Here is a 17,330-nt window from a genome sequence, read left to right on the forward strand (position 1 = left end):
GCTTTTCCGCGGCTGCGGTGGGCTCGCCAGTCACGCCGACGTTCCTACCAGTCATGAACGGTGCCGTCCACGAGGCGGTTGTACGGCAGGTAAGCCTGCTGGTACGGGAAGGAGTTGGCGGCTTCCTCGTTGAACTCGACGCCGAGGCCCGGCTTGTCGCCCGGGTGCAGGTAGCCGTCCGTGAAGGTCATGGACTGTTCGAAGACCGTGTTGGTCTTGTCCGAGTGCTGCATGTACTCCTGGATGCCGTAATTGTGGATGGCCAGGCCAACGTGCAGCTGCGCGGCGAAACCGACGGGGGAAATATCGGTGGGGCCGTGGAAGCCGGATTTGATCTGGTACTGGGCGGCGAAGTCCATGACCTTCTTCAGCGGCGAGATTCCGCCGAAGTGCGTGGACGCGGCCCGGACGTAGTCGATGAGCTGTTCCTTGATGAGCGTCTGGAAGTCATACACCGTGTTGAAGATCTCCCCGATGGCCAGCGGGGTGGTGGTGTGCTGGCGGACCAGGCGCAGCCCTTCCTGGTTTTCGGCCGGAGTGCAGTCTTCGAGCCAGAACAGATCGTACGGTTCCAGCGCCTTGCCGAGCTTGGCTGCCTGGATGGGAGTCATGCGGTGGTGGCCATCGTGCAGCAGCGGGATTTCCGGGCCGAATTCGTTGCGCACCGCTTCGAAGACGGTGGGCAGGTGGCGCAGGTAGGCCCGGGTGTCCCAATCCTCTTCCTGCGGAAACGCACCGCGGCCGGCAGGCTCGTAGTCGTAACGCTCACCCGAAGCCTGCGCCTGGGCGGCCACGCCGTACACGGCCTTGATCCCGGGAATGGCTGTCTGGATCCGGATGGACTTGTAGCCCAGTTCGAGGTGCTCCCGGACCGAATCGAACAGGGACGGGATGTCCGACCCCGAAGCGTGGCCGTACGCGCGGAGCCCGTTGCGGGAGGCACCGCCCAGGAGTTGGTAGACCGGCAGCCCGGCGACCTTGCCCTTGATGTCCCACAACGCCATGTCGACGGCGGCGATCGCGGCCATGGTGACGGGGCCGCGGCGCCAGTACGAGGAGCGGTACAGGAACTGCCAGGTGTCCTCGATCCGGTGCGGGTCCTTGCCGATCAGCAGCTGCGCGACGTGTTCCTTCAAGTACGCGGCCACGGCGAGTTCACGGCCGTTCAGCGTCGCATCCCCGATGCCCGTCACGCCGTCCTCGGTGGTGATCCGCAAGGTCACGAAGTTCCGGGTGGGGCTGGTCACGAAGACTTCAGCGGCAATGATTTTCACAGCTGGTCCTTTCAGGGTTGCTGATCGAGGGCTGACCTGGCCCGGATGCGAGGTGCACCGCAGGGCGGGTAAGGATGATCTTAGGATGGATGACAACAATTGGCAACCGGTTGCACACCTTATTTCGTGGAAACTTTGCCGACGACCGCGAAGGTGTCGGCCAAGCTATCGACGAGTGCCACGATCTCGGCATCGGCGGCCAATTCCGGATCCACGAGGCTTAGGAGGGCCCCGAGCCGCACACGGCCCGGTAGGAGGTTCGCGGCGGCGATGTCTGCCGCCCGCGGGTCTTGGAGTCCGGTGGCCGAAGCGGTGTAGGCCGACCACGCTGCGATCATCCGTGCCGCCGCTTCGCCGCTGCGGCCGGCGGCGCGCTCGGCGCGGAGAACCGGTACTGCCCGCATGCGCAGTTTGGTACTGCCATCCATGGCTATCTGGGCCAAGTGGTGGGCGATTCCGGAGTTGGCGAATCGCTCCAGGAGGGCAGCCCGGTACTCGGGGATACGCAGATCGTCGCCATGCAGGTTGGCAGCGGCCTCGTCCCAGAAGTCTTCCACGGCCCGGCGGCAGGAATCATCAGCGAGCGCCTCGGCCACGGTCTTGTGGCCGCGCAGTTGGCCCGCATAAGCGAGGAGCGAGTGGGCGCCGTTGAGGAGCCATAGCTTGCGGTTCTCGTATGGCTCGATTTCGTCCACGAAAACGGCACCGGCGTCTTCCCAACGTGGTCGCCCGGCGGGGAAGTCTCCGCTGAGGACCCAGTTGTGGAAGGGCTCGGCGACCACAGGCGATTCGTCGCGGTATCCGCAAGCGGCAGCGACGGCGTCGATATCGGCGTCCGTCGTCCGCGGCGTAATCCGGTCAACAGAAGTACTGACAAAACTGACACTCGCGTCAATCCAGGCGGCGAGTCCGGCGTCGAACGCCAAGGCCATCCCCACCACGGCGTTCCTGGCCACCGTCCCGTTGTTGGAAAGGTTGTCGCAACAGACGACGGAGAGGGGACCTGCGTCGGCATCGCGGCGGGCGGCGAGTCCCCGCACTAGGCGGCCCAGCGGCGTCGACGGCTTGCTGGAAGCAGATCCGTCGGCGAGCACGGCGAGGTCCGCGACGACGTCGGGCGCTTCCGTGTCCAGCTTGCCGTCGACGCCAAGCCGGTAAGCGGCCTCTGTGATGGTGAGCGTGACGACCGAGGTCAGCGGCGCGGAGACAAGCTCGACAAAACGCTCGACGTCGGCGCCATCAACTGCCTCGACGATGCTGCCGATGATCTCGAACGAATCGCCCTCATCCGACCGTTCCACCACTGTGTACAGGCCGTCCTGGTCAGACAGGACCGCTGCCGCGTCCGGGCGGCGACCCGTGAAGGAAGCAATCCCCCACTCAGCTGCGTCCCCGGCGTGTTGGGTGTACCACGCCTGGTGCGAGCGGTGGAATGCGCCAAGCCCCATGTGCACAATGCGCACGGGAGCCTTGCCCAGGGGCTTGACTGCGCGGCTCAAGCGGGGAAGGTCCGCGGGTTGCTTGGGTTCAGTGGTCACAGCTTGAAAACCCTTCGGGGTGAGGAGTCGACGACGTCGACGATCAGTTCGTGGGCGCGGTCTTCACTGACACGGTGTTCGGCAACCAGCCGGGCAAGGAACGATGCCTCGATCCGACGGGAGGCGTCGTGCCTGGCGGGGATGGAGCAGAACGCGCGGGTGTCGTCGATGAAACCTGAAGACCGCGAGAAGCCGGTGGTTTCGGTGACGGCGGAGCGGAAGCGGAGCATCGCGTCCGGCGCGTCGAGGAACCACCACGGCGCCCCGAGGTACACGGACGGGTAGAACCCTGCCAGCGGCGCCAGTTCGCGGGAAAACACTGTTTCGTCCAGGGTGAACAGCACCAGGTGGAAGTCCTTCGCCGTGCCGAAGTCCTGGAGCAGGGGCCGAATGGCCTCGGTGTAGTTGGTGGCGAACGGAATGTCATGTCCGGTGTCCGCACCGTAGGCATCGAAGGTGGGCTGGTGGTGGTTGCGGAAGGAACCGGGGTGGATGGTCATGACCAAGCCGTCCTCCACCGACATCCGTGCCATCTGGTACATCATGTGGGCTTCGAAGATGTTGCGGTCCTCGGCTGTCGCCTTGCCGGCACGGGCGAGTTCGAAGATCCGCTCGGCCTCGGCACGGTCCAACTTGACCGTTGCCGGGGTGAGGACGCCGTGGTCCGCGGAGACCGCGCCGTGGTCCGCAAAATAACGACGCCGGTTTTCCAGGGCCATGATGTAGCCGGCGTAGCCTGTGGCGCCGTCGCCGGCGGCTTCGATCAGCCGGTCGACGTTGGCGCTCCATGCCGGGTGAGCGATGTTCAGGTATGCATCCGGGCGGAAGGTTGGCAGCACGCGGCCGTTGAAGGAGGGGTCGTCGGCGATCGCTTTGTGGCTCGCCAGGCTGTCCAGGGGATCGTCCGTGGTGGCCAGGACCTCGATGTTGAAGTCCTTGAAGAGCTGGCGCGGACGGAAGTCGGGCTCCACGAGCTTGGCGGCAATGGCGTCGTAGCTGGCGTCGGCGGACATATCGCCGAGATCCGCGCCGAGCTTGAATACACTCTCGAACTGCGTGCGCAGCCAGTAGCCGGAGGCCGTGCCTTCGAAGAGCGGCCAGGCGTCGACGAACCTCCGCCAGACTTCCCGCGACTCCGACGGGCTGGAGCCTCCCGAGCGCAGCTTGTCCATGGAGACCCCGCTTGCGTGGATCAAGCGAGTGACGTAATGGTCCGGGCTGACCAGGAGCGCGGCCGGATCAGGGAACGGTGTGTTGTGCTCGATAACAGCCGCGTCAACGTGGCCGTGCGGGGAGATGATGGGCAGGTCCTGGACGCGCTCCAGCAGGGAGCGCGCAATGCTCCGGGTCCCGGGATCCGCGGGCAGGAGGCGGTCAGGATTGGCTGCAATCGACTGTGACATAGGTCAATTTTCGATCCGAGGAGACAATCTGTCAACCGGTTGCCATCTATTGCCATACCGTTGCAGTTACTCCCGAATATCCCTTGAAACTAGGCGATCAGCCGTCCGCTGGAGCCGCGCACCACGAGTTCCGTATCCACCCGAACCACTCCCACGGGCCCCTCATTACCGAGGAACATGTCCAGCAGCAGGGCTGCGGCCCGGGATCCGCACTCCCCCAACGGCGACCTGACCGTGGTGAGCGCCGGCGTGGTGAAGTCCGCCCCGAAGATGTCGTCGAAACCCACAATGCTGATCTGGTCGGGAACGCGGACGCCGGCGGCCTGCAATTCCTGCATGAGCCCTATGGCGAGGAGATCGTTGTAGGTGATGACCGCCGTCGCACCGCTCCCCAGGACGTCGCGCGCTGCCTGGCGGCCGCCGTCGACGGTTGGCTTGGACGATTCCAAGCGGACCGCTCCCAACTTGTACCAATCGCAGGCAGCCTGGACCCCTTCCCAGCGGCGGCGGGACATCCAGGACAGCGGCGGACCGGCCACGAAGGCGAGCTGGTGATGGCCGTTGGCCGCGAGGCTCCGCACCGCCTGGCTGATGCCTTTGTTGACGTCGGGGACAACGCAGGGCACTCCGTCCACTTCGCGGTTGATGACGGCCACCGGTTTGTCCGAGGCCAAAGCACGGATCTGCTCATCGTCCATACGCGGGCTCGCCAAAATGAGGCCGTCCACGGTGCTCAACATCCGGCGGGCAGCCGTGAGCTCTGTTTCCGGCGACTCCGCGGACTCAGCCAACACCAGGGTGTAATCCCGGGCGGATCCGGTGGTCTCAGCGCCGCGGATAATGTCGAAGAACGTCGGGTTGGTGATGTCCGCGACGATCAGCCCGATCGTTTGGGTCCGCCCAGTGGGAAGCGCCCGGGCGAAGGGGTTCACTCGATAGTTCAGCTGCTCGGCGGCATCCTCGATGATCTTCTGGGTTTTGGCACTGACCCGCCCCGGTTTGCTCAGCGCGCGCGAGACCGTGGATGGGTTGACTCCCGCGAGCTTCGCGATGTCGTAGATCGTGGGTGAGGATTTCTCCCCGCGCCCACGCCTGGTGGGGACAGTTGCTGCTCCGGAGTTCGTCGCTTGAGTCACGGCTCCATCGTAATCCGGCATGGCAACAAAAAGCAGGACGGTTGCCAATCAATCTCCCGGCGACCGCCCTGCCCGTCCAACCGGAGAGGTGAATGGCGCTTGCCAGGCGGACGCCTGGTTGTCAGGCGGACGCCTGGTTGTCAGCCGACCTGTGCGGAAAGCTCCGGGTAGCTCTGGGCATAGATGTCTTTGACGATCCTGAGTGACTTTTCGGCTTCAGCAGGGCTGATCCAGAACGGATCAGTATCCCCAAGCTTGGCGTAGAAGTCCTTGATGAGGAGTTCGTGGGATACGCCCCAGTACGCCCGCCCCCCTGATTCCAAGGCACGTTCCGGGATAATGTCCACGGTGCCGTCGGCGTACGTGACGTTGAGATCGCCACGAAGGCTGAGCGTGGCCTTTTCGGTCACGATGTCCAGCGTCACCGGCGCGTTGGTGGCGTTCGCCAGGGTGGCATAGAAGACGCTGGTTGCACCGTTGGCGTGCCCGGCGATGAATTCCGCCGTGTCCTCCACTTCGATCACGCCGCCGAGCGAGCGCGTGGAGGCGTGGCCCTCCACTTTTGTCACGTCACCTACCAGCCACTGGAGCAGGTCCACCGTGTGGATGGCCTGGTTCATCATGAGGCCGCCGCCTCCTTCAGCCCAGGTCCCGCGCCACGGCCTGTCCCGGTAGTACTCGGCCGTCCGGTGCCACATCACGGTTGCCGAGGCGCCCAGAACCTGACCCAGCCCGCCGTCGTCGAGCAGTCGCCGCATCGCTTGAGACGTCGCGTTGTAACGGTTCTGGAAACATACGGCAATCTTCGCCGTGCTCCGTTCAGCCGCCTCGACCAGCCGGCGTCCCTCTTCCAGAGTGTGGGCGAGCGGCTTCTCGACAATCACGCTGACGCCGCGCTCGAGGCAGTCCGCGGCCAGCGAGGCATGAAGGTGGTGCGGAGTGCAGATATGCACGACGTCGGGCATCACCGCCTCGAGCATCTCAAGATGGTTCGCGTACCCCTCGACGCCATAGGCGGCTTTTGCCACGCCCAGACGCGCGAGGTCCGTGTCGCAGACTGCCACGAGTTCGACGTCGTCCATCTTGGCGATCGCCCCGAAGTGCACACTCGATACATCGCCGCAACCGATGACTGCTGCTGTGGGCATTCTTGCTCCCTCGAAAAATGTCCTTCTTTGAACGTACAGGCGCTCAGGCGGCATGTGTTTCCCCGAGTCTAACCAGCTCGACACGGCCTGACAACCGATTGCCAACTGCTCGCCCTGGTCCTGCAGACCGGGTGGGGTGCTCTCCCTGGCGATTTTCGGCGTCGTGATGTCAGGCTGCTGGATTGTCGCCTCCGCTGGTGAATCTCGAACTGAGACCAAAGGCCACCGGCATGACGCCGATGGCCTTCAGTGTTACCGCTGCCGTGTGGGCTAGGCGGGGACGTCGAACCGCTGGCCTTCCGGCTTGGGCGGAAGGAACATGAAGATGAGCAGGGCCAGTCCACCGAGGAACGGAACGAGGCCGATCAGGATCAACCAGCCGCTGAAGTTCGCATCGTGCAGGCGGCGAACGACGAGGGCCAGGGACGGGACGATGACCGCCAGGCCCCAGATGACCAAAAGGATGACACCGACGATCGCGCCTGGACCCGGAACCATGGTTCCGGAGTCACTGACAGTGGCGCCAGCGGAGCCTGCCACAGACATGACGATGTTCAGCACGATGCTCACGACGACGGAGATGAGGGTCCACCACCAGTATTCGCTGCGGCTGGCGCGGCCGGTGAAGGTGGCGTACTTCTTGAAGAACCGGCGTGCGGCCTCACCGATGGGCGCACCGTAGTACGGGGCCCAAAGCGGGACGGCACTACCGGCCGGGACGGTCTGTTGCTGCTGGTACGACAATGGATCTCCTCTATAGACGAGTGATGACGATTTATCCTAGGGCTCCAAACCACCCGCAAAGTTGTCCTGCAGGTGAAATTCCAGCGGCGTGTCGGAAATACTGCGTTCGTTTTTTGATAAGACGTGCCTGTCACTGGCTTTTTGTTTCGTGCTCTTACTACCCTCACCGCTATTAGCGCCGATGATTCTGCCAGAAAACGGAGATTTTATGCCCGACATGGCTGGAGAGTGGTAAAACGGGGTTTTCACCAAACCAAACTTTCCACCGTTGGGTAGCTAATTGTCTTTGGAAGGTTGGCCGGATTGAGGCTTGTGAAGGCTGGCTGTTACACAGCTGCGTACAAGACCGGGCCTATTCTTCGATAGTGACCCCACGCCAGAAGGCGATGCGGTCCTTGATGGGAAGCGCCCGTTTCTTGGGGTCGGGGTAGTACCACGCGGCGTCAGCATTCCCCCGGCCGTTGACTTCCAGGCTGAAGTAGCTGGCGTGGCCCTTCCACGGGCAGATCGAGGACATGTCGCTGTCCGTCAGGTATCGGTCCTCCACGGCATCGCGGGGGAAATAGTGATTTCCCTCAACCACGACGGTGTCATCGGATTCGGCGATGACGACTCCGTTCCAGAGTGCTTTGACCATGATCGGCTTGTTCCTTTCGTTGCGCCCGATCCGAGTCCGGGCCGCTGGTTCCGGGAGTTCTGGTGGTATCGTTTCCCGGTTCATCCGAGGTACGGGACCCGGCCCCGCGTATCGGCCGTCCCTGAGGAATCCGCTCCTAGGTCCTTCGGCGCGAATCCCGGACCGCCAACAAAGCCTGTTCAACGATCGCTTCTACTGCCCGCTCTGGTTCTTCTTCAAGCTCCAAGGACTGGCATGCCGCTGGCCCGGACCGAGGCACAACGGGCGTCTAGTCCGGCCAGCTTCAGCCGATCCTGATCAAAGGGACAGTCCGGTCCAGACAGCCGCGGCGGACCTGGCCTGCTCGGCAATGGACTCCGTCATGGATGCGGTGGTATTCACATTGGCGACGAGAATGCGCATGGTGTGTTCTTCCTTGTCTGGGTGTGCAAAAGGCACGGCCAATAAGGCAGGCCGTTCCCTTGTCGGTATCTGAGTGCGCCGCCATGCCGGTCAGGGCTGTTCAACAGGACAACGGCCGGGGACACCCGGCCCTCTTGGCTGCGGCCGAATCGCTTTCGGCGATGGTGCCGGTTTGAAGCCCTCGCTGATCTTCTCTGCGGTTTCCCTGAGCACAGTGATGGCACGGCCCTCTGAGCCGTTCCCGAGCCGCTCGATCGGGCCAGCAACAGAAATTACAAAGGGCCTCCCGGCACCGGCAATCGGGACTGTGTAGCACCGCATACCTAGCTCGTGATCACCTTCGTCTATGGAGTAACCAGCCGCCCGGATCTGCCTGATCGTCGAATCGATCCCGAGGTTGTAGGCTTCGTCTGAAGTTCTCGGATTCGGTGACCTCGCGCGGGCAAGGCTCTGTCTGAGCTGATCATCCGTGAGTTGGGCTAAGAGCACTCTACCGGCGCCTGTTTCGTGAGCAGGAGCAGGTGTTCTGATCTCAACATTTGAACGTAGTGCGTGGGGTGACTGGACTTGGAGTGTGTAAACAATCGTGTCACCGTCAAGCATTGCCAGGGTCGCCGTTTCACCCAACTGGAGCACCGCCGAGGCGAGCGCCGGCCGTGCCGCCGACATGTGCTGTGCAATCGCCCCCTCGCCCAGACGGATGAGTCTAGCGCCGAGGGTGTAGCTCCGATCGCTTAGCTGGCGTCCGTATCCAAGGGTTACCATAGTGCGCAGCATCCGGTAGGTTCCCGCCATACTCACCCCAAGGCTCTTGGACAACTGGCTCACCGTCACGCTGCCTCCGGAATCGGCCATATGCTCGAGCACAGCAAACGCACGCTCGACTGAGCGCACGTGTTGCATTCCGCATCCGCCGTCCGATCCTGTCTCCCGAGTCATGAAACTCGACGCTCCCCGCCCGCTGGCTCATTCTCGACCGACCGCCAGCGCCGACTTGTCATTTGGCCACCTCGTGGCGGGCAGGTTTCATGCCCGGACCGGCTTGGTCAATGACGACACAGTTTCCTCGGCGATCTGACGGGCAGCAACCATGGCCCCCTGGCTGGATTTCGTCCACGCTCGCTCGGAAACACTTTGCGCGGACAACCACCCAATCAACGCGCCGTCCAGCTCCACGGGCTCAAGGATCTGGGATTGGATGCCGTGGACAAGGTTGCGGCGGGACCACTCGAGCCATTCAGCCACGTTGACACCGGGCGGCGCATTTGTTTCGTCCGAGCGAATCGGACGGACTCCTGGACCCACAGACTCACCCACCGGCAACACTCCTCGAAGGTTGCGCTCAGGAATATCCAGATGAAGGGTGGTACGGTCCGCGGCTGTGTCGCGCAGCAGCGAATCGCAGAGGGCTTGAAGACGTGATCGGAAGGCGCCATCTTGGAGGAGAGTTCCGAACCCAGTGAGGGACGTCGGTGCCACAAGCTGGAGCGCCTGCCAAAGGGTGGCCGCAACACTATCGAAGACAGGGATCCCCAACTCCGCCTCCAGAATCGGGGCCACTGACGCGCCATGAAGGTTTGTGCAGAGGATTGTCACCGCTTGCGCGTGCGATGCCGCTGCCCGGACGCCCGCGGCGACGGCATCTTCAGGGATCCGTGCAAACGCCTTGTTTCCTTCGATTCCCATGTGGGATTCGGAGACTATTTCCACCCCGTGTTCGGCGTATACCGCGGCAATCCTGACGTTCACGTCCGTGGTGTAGGGGGTGGCCAGGCCGAGATTGGTCACGCCGTAGATTCTGCAGGCTTCGAGGAGTGCGAGTGTCGTGCTCGTGGATGGCACCCCGCAAATTCTGGACAAGTTGGCGCAGATCTCTCGATCACGCTCGACTCCGAGCCACGAACCGCTGCTCGCGTTCCAAACCACGGCGTCAACTTCCGCATGGGCAAGTTGCTGCGCCGCTGTGGTCATCCCTTCCCCACCAAGTCGCGAACCAAAGGAGGGTTGATCTACATCGACCCGGGCAAAGTGAACCGTGACCTCAGGCACTCCGCCCAGGAGCCGGTAGGTGACCGGCTCCAGGCAGGTGTTGGATGACGGAACAAGCATTCCAAGGCGCAAACCGTCATTTCCGCGAGCCATACGGTTCCTTCCCGGCATGTCTTCCTTGGATGGCAAACCCACTGGACCGTGGCCAACGAATCAAACTTCCAGTCATGGTGACGGAACGTGTCTTCAAGCAGTTCGCCGTTGGAAGCATCAGAGGCTCCCCTGTAGGCCGGGATCCAATTGCTGCATCAGCTTGGCGATGCGCATCCGGCAGATCAGTTCCAGCTGCTGCCGGGACGTGCCCAGTTCTTGCCCGGGCTCGGCCCGAAGTCGTTCCTTCATGGCCTCGAGGACCTCGGGACTGGTCCGCCCGGCGGCGGCAATGACGAAGGTGTAGCCGAAACGCTCCTTGAACTTCAGACCCGTCTCGACCAGCTGGGCCTTCACGTCACTCGCGGAGGCGTGGATGGCGGCCTCCTCCTGGCGGGACCAGTTGGCCGCCCGGGAATCGCCGCCCCGGTCCACCGCGATGGGCGGGAACAGGTTGAGCACGTCCGGCAGGGTCCCGTCCGGGATGGCCCGCGTGGCCACACCTGCCTGGTCTTCGGCCTCCTCCACCGAGCGGAACGGCCGGGCGGAGACCACCGTCGAACCCCATTCCGGCAAGGGGCAGCAGCTGGCGACCGCCGTCAGGGCCTCGGCTTCCGGCAGGGAGTTGAAGGCCTCCAGGCCACCGTGCACCGTCGTCTCCGTGCTCATCGCTGGCTCACCTGACGCGAGAAGTCCACAGTCTCCTTGCACAGGGCCGACGCCTGCTCCGCGGTCAGCCAGCGGGGGTACTCCGGGATCCCGTCAATGGCGTCGTTGAGGGCTTTGTAGACGGCCTCGACTTCCACCCCGTTGAGTTCCAGGCCCAGGTTGGCGGCGAGCTGGCGTACCATGGCGCGGGTGCTGAGGCGGTCCCAGACCCAGCGGATGTCGGCGCCCACCACGTCCGCGTGGAGGCAGCCGGAGATCGGCGGGAACGTCCGGACACCGTCTCGCAGGGAGCTGAGCACATCGGCGGTGGTGCTCTTGAGGTACGCGTAGCCTCCTGTGACCGGCTTGAGGGCCGGGTTCGGGAGGCCGGTCTCCCGGTAGACGAGGTCGGAAAGTGCCTGCAGACCGGACAGCTTGATGCCGGTGTCCACACCGTAGAGGACCTCCAGGCTGGTGGCGACCTCCTCCAGGGGCGGGAAGCCGCAGCGGTAGGAGACTCCGTTGACGGAAACGTCAGGCCCGGCACCCGCGGCAGCGGCGGCGATGGCACCTGCCGTTCCGAGCCCGAAGTCGTCGTGCACGTGCATGGTCAGCGGCACCTTGGTGGCGAGCCGGGAACGGAAGCGCCGGATGAACACGCGCATGGCCTCGGGGCTGAGGCTGCTGGTGGAGTCCATGAGGTCGATTCTCTTGGCGCCGAGCGCCACGGCCTCGTTGGCCACGCGCATCATGCTGTCGAAGCCCCGACGTCCCGCCTGGGCCAAGGTGACGGTCCACTCCAGACCGCAGGAGGTGGCGTACTCCACCACCTCGGCCAGCTGGCGCAGCTGCCGGGCCTCGCTCTCCGGGGACGAGGCCTCCACGATCCCCGGCGCAATCACCTTCGCGCCAATGGACAGCAGGAGGTCCACCGTGGAGAGCGGATCGATGCGCGGGGTTCCATCGCCGTTGCCCAGCAGGGTGTCGGCGTAGACGTTGCAGGTGAAGGCGAAGCCGCCGGCCAGGACTTCCCGGACCATTTCCAGTTCCCGGGCGTTCGGTGTGTCGTCGCCCCACCAGTCCAGGTTGAGGCTCTCGTCCTTGATGCCAATGTCCTCGAGGGCCTGGGCGATCCGGAGGAAGCCATCGATGGTGGTCTCGGCGCCGGCGGTGTAGTTCGTCTTGCGCAGCGTGCTGTCTATAAGGCCCAGCGGGTTGGGGAAATCGAAGTCGCGGGTGACCTCGTCGTCGAAGTTGACGGGGCTGACCCAGTGGCTCCCCTCCAGCCGGTATTCGCGGTTGGGGTTGATCATGTTGTGTCCTTTGCTTAAATCAGTGGCCGGCGGTGGCAGCCTGCCCCAGGGGGGTGTGCAGTGGGAAGCCGGCGGAGCCGATGATGGACCGGGCCATGCGGGCGCCGGTCTTGATGCATTCCACGGCCTCGGCGTATTCGTACGGCTGGGTGAGGTAGCTCCGCCAGTCGGCCACCTCGCCGGAGGCGACGCGTTGCTCATAACGGTGGATCATGTCCAGATAGGCTGCGAGCTCCTCGACCGTCAGGTCCGGGTGACCCTTCAGGAACTCGGGGTGGAAGGCCTCGATCACGCGCGGACGCTGGCTCGGGGTCTTATCCAGGTAGGACTGCGGGTTCTCGATGGTGACGTTCATGGTCGGGTTTGCGGCCACGATGATCGGCAGCACCCCGGCGAAGTCCACCACGCCCTCACCGTAAGGCCGCAACTGGTGGACCAACCCGCCGTCGTCGTGCGCCACATAGGCGTCTTTCAGGTGCGTCTGCCGGACATACGGCGCCACGCGCCGCGCCGCGAACATCGGATGCTCCATCCGCTGCAGGACGTTGGCGGTGTCGTAGACGATACCGGTGACGTCCGGGCCGACCTCCTCGACCAACCGGACCAGCTCGAAGGTGGTGATCTCCTCGTGGGTCTCCAGGTTCATGTGGATACCCAGATCCCGAGCGATGGGGGCCAGTTTCTTGAGGAACCTCTCCGTCGCGGCCAGCTGATCGCTCCAGTCCACATCGGTGCGGAACCGGTCGTAGGCGAAGCGGCCGTAGTAGGACCCCTTGAAGTTGGCGGTGGCCACCCACAGCTCACGGCAGTCGATGGCCGCGCAGGCTTCCATCATCCGGCGGAACCCCAGGACGATGTCCCCGTCCCCGATGGCCCGCAGCTCGGGGGCCTCGGGGTTGGCATAAGGGTTAACCTTGCCCAGCCCGGTCTCCAGGTACATGTCCAGTTCGTCCGCCCGCTGCCGGATCTCCCCAAGTTCACCGGCGTCCAAGGTGGGACTCATGTCCAGCACGGTCCGGAAGAACAGCCCGTCCATGTCCAGTTCGTGGGCGTGGGAGACGGTGGCGAGCGGGCCACGCTTGGCGGATTCAGGAATCTTCTTTCCGTCAACCCCTATACGTACGGGGTGGGTCGATATGGTCCCCGTGGAACCGTTGGCAACTTCAAGCATCATGCAACCTTTTCTTGGAGCCGTGCGAGCGCCCGCGCGCGGGCGACGGCGGGATTGGGCGTGGGAACCGCGGCCAGAAGTGCCTGGGTGTACGGGTGGGACGGAGCGGCCAGGACGTCTTCGGAAGGCCCCTCTTCAACGATCTGCCCCAACTGGATCACGGCCACCCGGGAACAGATCTGCCTGACCACGGCAAGGTCGTGGGCGATGAACAGCACCGTGAACCCCAGCTCCTCCTGCATGTCCTGCAGCAAATTGAGCACCTGCGCCTGGACAGAGACATCCAAGGCCGAGACCGGCTCGTCACAGACCAGGAGCTTGGGTCCGACGGCGAGAGCCCGGGCAATGGCGATCCTCTGGCGCTGGCCGCCCGAGAAGGACCGGGGGTACCTGTCCAGATCGCGATCGCTCAGGCCCACCATGGTGAGCAGTTCCGCCACCCGCTCGCGGCGCTGCGCTTTCCCGGCGACCAGCTTGTGCACCAGAAGACCCTCACCCACCAACTGCTCCACGGTCATGCGTGGGTTCAGGCTGGAGGTGGGATCCTGGAAGACGAACTGGACCTCACGCCGGATCCGCTTGAGCGTCTCCCCTTTGGCTTCAGGGATGTTTATGCCGTCGTAGGTGACCGTGCCACTCGTGGGCCTTTCCAAGCCCATGATGCTCTTGATAATGGTGGTCTTCCCGGAGCCGGACTCCCCCACCAGGCCGGTGATGGTGCCGGCCTCGACGGTGAGATTGACGTCCCTGAGAGCCTTCACCGGCTCCCGCCCCAAGGCGTGGAAGGTCTTGCACACGTCACGCAGTTCCAGGAGGCTCATGATCCTTCGTCCTTTCCGGAGGCACCATAGAGGTGGCAAGCGACGACTCCACCCTCTGGCGAGGGCCTGAGTTCAGGCGATTCCACGAGGCACAAATCGAACGCGAAGGGGCACCGTGGGGAGAAAGCGCAGCCAGTGGGCCGGTTGAGGGGGTGCGGCGGCGCCCCCGGGATGGTCAGCAAGCGCGGGACCGTCTGGTCGATGCGCGGCACCGCTTGGAGCAGTCCCTGGGTGTAGGGGTGGGCCGGGTTGCTGAAGAGTGCATCCACCGAGGCCTCGTCCACCTTGCGGCCCGAGTACATGACGGCCACGCGGTCCGTGAATCCGGCCACCGTGCCGAGGTCGTGGGTGATCAAAAGCACGGCAAGGCCGCGTTCCTTGGACACCTTGTCCATCAGGGTAAGCACCTGCTCTTGAACGCGGACGTCCAAGGCAGTGGTGGGCTCATCCGCGATGATGAGGGACGGGTCGGAGATGAGTGCCATCGCCAGGACGACCCTCTGGCGCATGCCGCCGGAAAACTCGTGCGGGTAGGCCTTCATACGGGACTCGGCGTTGGCCACGCCGAGCTCCTCCAGGACGGACTTGGCCCGGCGCTCGGATTCAGCGCGGCTCACTCCGGAAATCCGGAGCGGCTCCATCACCTGTTCCCCGATGGTCATCAGCGGGTTGAGCGCTCCCATGGGGTCCTGGAATACCATGCCGATCTTGTGCCCCCGGACGGCCACCATCTGCTTCTCATTGAGCTTCAGGAGGTCCTGTCCTTCGAAGTCGACGGTTCCGGAGAGCCGGAAGTCAGGATCCAGGCGCATGATGGCACGGGCCGTGACAGATTTTCCGGAGCCCGATTCACCTACCAGGGCCACCCGGTCGCCCGGGGCCATGTCCAAGCTGAAATGATCCACGAGGCGCACGGAAAGCTCCTTGGATCCCGCCTCGATGGTGAGGTCCCGTACGGACAGCAGTGTGCCAGGATCAGGACGGCGTTCGGCGTCCTTCTGTGCTGGGGTATTGGTCATCGTTTTCATGTTCCGGTCCTCACCGTTTGCGGAGTGCAGGATTAAAGCGGACCTGGAGTATGTCACCCAGGAGGCCGAAGGCCGTCGCCGTGATCGCGATGGCAATGCCGGGGGTGAACGCCGCCCACCATGCGGTGGCGATGACACCCTTGGCGCTGGTCACCATGGCTCCCCACTCCGCGCTGGGGGGCTGCGCGCCCACGCCCACGAAGGAAAGGCCACCGAGGATCAGAATGGTGTTGCCGACGTCGCCCGCCCACTTGACCACTAGCACGTCCAAAGAGTTCGGAAGGACGTGCCGGAGCATGAGCCGGGTCCGCGAGACGCCCAGGACGCGGGCGTTCTCCACGAAAGGCTGGCTCATGGTCTCCTTCATGACGCCTCGCAGTACGCGTGCCGTGACGGGCCAGCCGGTGAGGATCATCGCGATGATGGCCGAGTTGAGGCTCGGGCCGAGGGCCGCAGCGACACCGAGGGCGAAGATGATCGGCGGAAAGGCCAAGGCGGCGTCGACGACGCGCATCAGGACTTCGTCCGCCCACTTGCCACCAAGGGTGGCCAGGGTGGCTACCAGGACCCCCACGAAGGAAAAGCCGGTGACGATTGCGACGGCGGACAACAGGGAGGACTGCGCGCCGGCGATGATGCGCCAGAAGACGTCGCGGCCCTGTTCGTCGGTGCCGAGCCAGTGCGTACTGCTCGGCGGAGCAAGCGCGCTCAGGATGTCAGATCGGTAGACCAAGGCATCCGGGGCAATCAGCGGCCCTACGATGGCGAGCACCAGGAGGAGCACCACCACCGTCGGGACGATCAGCTGCATGCCCGGGAGCCCGCTGACAGTCCGGCGCCAGCTGCGTCGCTCGGGGACGAACACAGGAAGGGTTGCGGCCACGGTTCATGCTCCTAACTGGCCGGCCCGCAGGCGCGGGTCGCGGACCAATTGCAAAATATCTACGACGAAGTTCGAGACGACCACGAGTGCACCGATGACCAGGACCCCGCCGAGGACGGCGAAGGTGTCCTTCTGGCTCACGGCGTTGGTCAGGTAGGAACCGATTCCCACCAGCCCGAACACCGACTCCACCAGCACCGCGGCGCCCACCATGGCCCCGAACTGGATACCCACCAGGGTGATCGAGGGACCGATAGAGTTGGGCAACACGTGCTGCATCACCAGCTGCCTCTGGGGGACGCCCTTTGCACGGGCGACTGTGAGGTGCTCGCGAGCGAGCACCTGGATGAGCTCCGCCCGCAGCATCCTGTAGAGCTGCGCCCCGAACGGAAGGGCGAGGACGACTGCCGGCAGGATGAGGTGCTGGAGGCCGTCCCACGCGGCGAGCGGGTTCCCGGCCAAAAGGGAGTCCAGGACCACGGAGCCGGTCCGGGTCGGCACGTGCATGTTGCGGGACAGACGCCCCGAGATGGGGAACAGCTGCGCCTTGGTGCCCAGGCCATACTGCAGGAGCAGTGCGAGCCAGAAGGTGGGGAGACCGGCGCTCACGATCACGAGGATCTTGAAGGTGTAGTCGATCTTGCCGTCCCGGTGCAGCGCCGAGACCGTGGCCAGCGGGACCACGACCGTGACCACGATGAGCACGGCGAGCAGGACCAATTCGATGGTCTGGGGCAGCACCTGCTGGATGCCCTGAGTGACCGAGACATGCGTGGTGATGGACGTTCCCAGGTCACCGTGCAACAGGCGGCCGATGAAAGCCACAAACTGTACGGGGACCGGCTGGTCGAAGCCCAGGCTGTGGCGGATCGCTTCCACCTGTTCGACGGACGCGTTCTCACCTGCGGCCACGCGCGCTTCGTCACCGGGGATGAGCTTGACCATCATGAAAACGAAGGCGCTCAGACCGACCAGCGTGATGAAGGAAGACGCGGCCTTTCTCAGCAGGAAGACTGCTGTCTGCTGTTTGGGGTTGTTCGCCACC

At 64.2% G+C, this 17,330-nt stretch carries 16 protein-coding genes and 1 pseudogene; all 17 read right to left on the minus strand.

Annotated features, from left to right (window positions below; genetic code table 11):
• Positions 1-44: 44 nt before the first annotated feature.
• Positions 45-1,274, minus strand: a complete 1,230-nt coding sequence (gene manD, locus AC1DLO_RS03365; protein ID WP_184740424.1) for a D-mannonate dehydratase ManD — start codon at positions 1,272-1,274, stop codon at positions 45-47.
• Positions 1,275-1,393: 119 nt separating this feature from the next.
• Positions 1,394-2,722, minus strand: coding sequence for a mannitol dehydrogenase family protein (locus AC1DLO_RS03370; protein WP_476890849.1), 1,329 nt, complete (start codon positions 2,720-2,722; stop codon positions 1,394-1,396).
• An 86-nt stretch (positions 2,723-2,808) separates the two neighbouring features.
• Positions 2,809-4,215, minus strand: a complete 1,407-nt coding sequence (uxaC, locus tag AC1DLO_RS03375) for a glucuronate isomerase (RefSeq protein ID WP_476890822.1) — start codon at positions 4,213-4,215, stop codon at positions 2,809-2,811.
• 89 nt (positions 4,216-4,304) lie between these two features.
• The gene (locus tag AC1DLO_RS03380; RefSeq protein ID WP_311770584.1) at positions 4,305-5,351 is read right to left on the minus strand and encodes a LacI family DNA-binding transcriptional regulator; all 1,047 of its coding nucleotides are present in this window, start codon (positions 5,349-5,351) and stop codon (positions 4,305-4,307) included.
• 140 nt (positions 5,352-5,491) lie between these two features.
• Entirely contained in the window at positions 5,492-6,499 is a 1,008-nt protein-coding gene (locus tag AC1DLO_RS03385; RefSeq protein ID WP_476890823.1) for a Gfo/Idh/MocA family protein, read from the minus strand.
• Between the two features lie 270 nt (positions 6,500-6,769).
• Entirely contained in the window at positions 6,770-7,243 is a 474-nt protein-coding gene (locus AC1DLO_RS03390; protein WP_476890824.1) for a DUF805 domain-containing protein, read from the minus strand.
• Positions 7,244-7,595: 352 nt separating this feature from the next.
• The gene (locus AC1DLO_RS03395; protein ID WP_184740432.1) at positions 7,596-7,880 is read right to left on the minus strand and encodes a DUF427 domain-containing protein; all 285 of its coding nucleotides are present in this window, start codon (positions 7,878-7,880) and stop codon (positions 7,596-7,598) included.
• 148 nt (positions 7,881-8,028) lie between these two features.
• Positions 8,029-8,199 (minus strand): annotated as a pseudogene (locus AC1DLO_RS03400) (aspartate/glutamate racemase family protein); the annotation flags it as partial.
• 173 nt (positions 8,200-8,372) lie between these two features.
• Positions 8,373-9,221 carry an IclR family transcriptional regulator gene (locus AC1DLO_RS03405; protein ID WP_476890825.1) on the minus strand — a complete coding sequence of 283 codons (849 nt, stop codon included), beginning with the start codon at positions 9,219-9,221 and terminating at the stop codon, positions 8,373-8,375.
• Positions 9,222-9,308: 87 nt separating this feature from the next.
• Positions 9,309-10,424: a maleate cis-trans isomerase family protein gene (locus AC1DLO_RS03410; RefSeq protein ID WP_476890826.1), complete on the minus strand. Its 1,116-nt coding sequence runs from the start codon at positions 10,422-10,424 to the stop codon at positions 9,309-9,311.
• 117 nt (positions 10,425-10,541) lie between these two features.
• A complete protein-coding gene (locus tag AC1DLO_RS03415) occupies positions 10,542-11,090 on the minus strand; it encodes a 2-oxo-4-hydroxy-4-carboxy-5-ureidoimidazoline decarboxylase (protein ID WP_476890827.1) in 549 nt (182 codons plus the stop codon).
• Complete coding sequence (locus AC1DLO_RS03420; protein ID WP_476890828.1) at positions 11,087-12,382, minus strand: hypothetical protein; 1,296 nt, start codon at positions 12,380-12,382, stop codon at positions 11,087-11,089. Before AC1DLO_RS03420 ends, AC1DLO_RS03415 begins: the two co-directional genes overlap by 4 nt.
• Before the next feature lie 19 nt (positions 12,383-12,401).
• Positions 12,402-13,556, minus strand: a complete 1,155-nt coding sequence (locus AC1DLO_RS03425) for a sugar phosphate isomerase/epimerase family protein (protein WP_476890829.1) — start codon at positions 13,554-13,556, stop codon at positions 12,402-12,404.
• Positions 13,553-14,374: an ATP-binding cassette domain-containing protein gene (locus tag AC1DLO_RS03430; protein WP_184740442.1), complete on the minus strand. Its 822-nt coding sequence runs from the start codon at positions 14,372-14,374 to the stop codon at positions 13,553-13,555. The genes AC1DLO_RS03425 and AC1DLO_RS03430 overlap by 4 nt, the downstream gene beginning before the upstream one ends.
• Complete coding sequence (locus AC1DLO_RS03435) at positions 14,371-15,393, minus strand: ABC transporter ATP-binding protein (protein WP_184740638.1); 1,023 nt, start codon at positions 15,391-15,393, stop codon at positions 14,371-14,373. The genes AC1DLO_RS03430 and AC1DLO_RS03435 overlap by 4 nt, the downstream gene beginning before the upstream one ends.
• A gap of 19 nt (positions 15,394-15,412) precedes the next feature.
• Positions 15,413-16,285 carry an ABC transporter permease gene (locus AC1DLO_RS03440; RefSeq protein WP_221451533.1) on the minus strand — a complete coding sequence of 291 codons (873 nt, stop codon included), beginning with the start codon at positions 16,283-16,285 and terminating at the stop codon, positions 15,413-15,415.
• A gap of 3 nt (positions 16,286-16,288) precedes the next feature.
• On the minus strand, positions 16,289-17,329 hold the full coding sequence (locus AC1DLO_RS03445) for an ABC transporter permease (protein WP_221451534.1): 1,041 nt from the start codon (positions 17,327-17,329) through the stop codon (positions 16,289-16,291).
• Position 17,330 lies beyond the last annotated feature (1 nt).

Source organism: Arthrobacter sp. 01T419, from assembly GCF_056398865.1.

Bases quoted from the DNA above. Each gene is read 5' to 3' on its own strand.
- AC1DLO_RS03420 (WP_476890828.1), bottom strand. From the start codon at position 12,382: ATGATCAACCCCAACCGCGAATACCGGCTGGAGGGGAGCCACTGGGTC.
- AC1DLO_RS03430 (WP_184740442.1), bottom strand. From the start codon at position 14,374: ATGAGCCTCCTGGAACTGCGTGACGTGTGCAAGACCTTCCACGCCTTG.
- AC1DLO_RS03415 (WP_476890827.1), bottom strand. From the start codon at position 11,090: ATGAGCACGGAGACGACGGTGCACGGTGGCCTGGAGGCCTTCAACTCC.
- uxaC (WP_476890822.1), bottom strand. From the start codon at position 4,215: ATGTCACAGTCGATTGCAGCCAATCCTGACCGCCTCCTGCCCGCGGAT.
- AC1DLO_RS03410 (WP_476890826.1), bottom strand. From the start codon at position 10,424: ATGGCTCGCGGAAATGACGGTTTGCGCCTTGGAATGCTTGTTCCGTCA.
- AC1DLO_RS03435 (WP_184740638.1), bottom strand. From the start codon at position 15,393: ATGACCAATACCCCAGCACAGAAGGACGCCGAACGCCGTCCTGATCCT.
- AC1DLO_RS03425 (WP_476890829.1), bottom strand. From the start codon at position 13,556: ATGATGCTTGAAGTTGCCAACGGTTCCACGGGGACCATATCGACCCAC.
- AC1DLO_RS03405 (WP_476890825.1), bottom strand. From the start codon at position 9,221: ATGACTCGGGAGACAGGATCGGACGGCGGATGCGGAATGCAACACGTG.
- AC1DLO_RS03385 (WP_476890823.1), bottom strand. From the start codon at position 6,499: ATGCCCACAGCAGCAGTCATCGGTTGCGGCGATGTATCGAGTGTGCAC.
- AC1DLO_RS03395 (WP_184740432.1), bottom strand. From the start codon at position 7,880: ATGGTCAAAGCACTCTGGAACGGAGTCGTCATCGCCGAATCCGATGAC.
- AC1DLO_RS03370 (WP_476890849.1), bottom strand. From the start codon at position 2,722: ATGGGGCTTGGCGCATTCCACCGCTCGCACCAGGCGTGGTACACCCAA.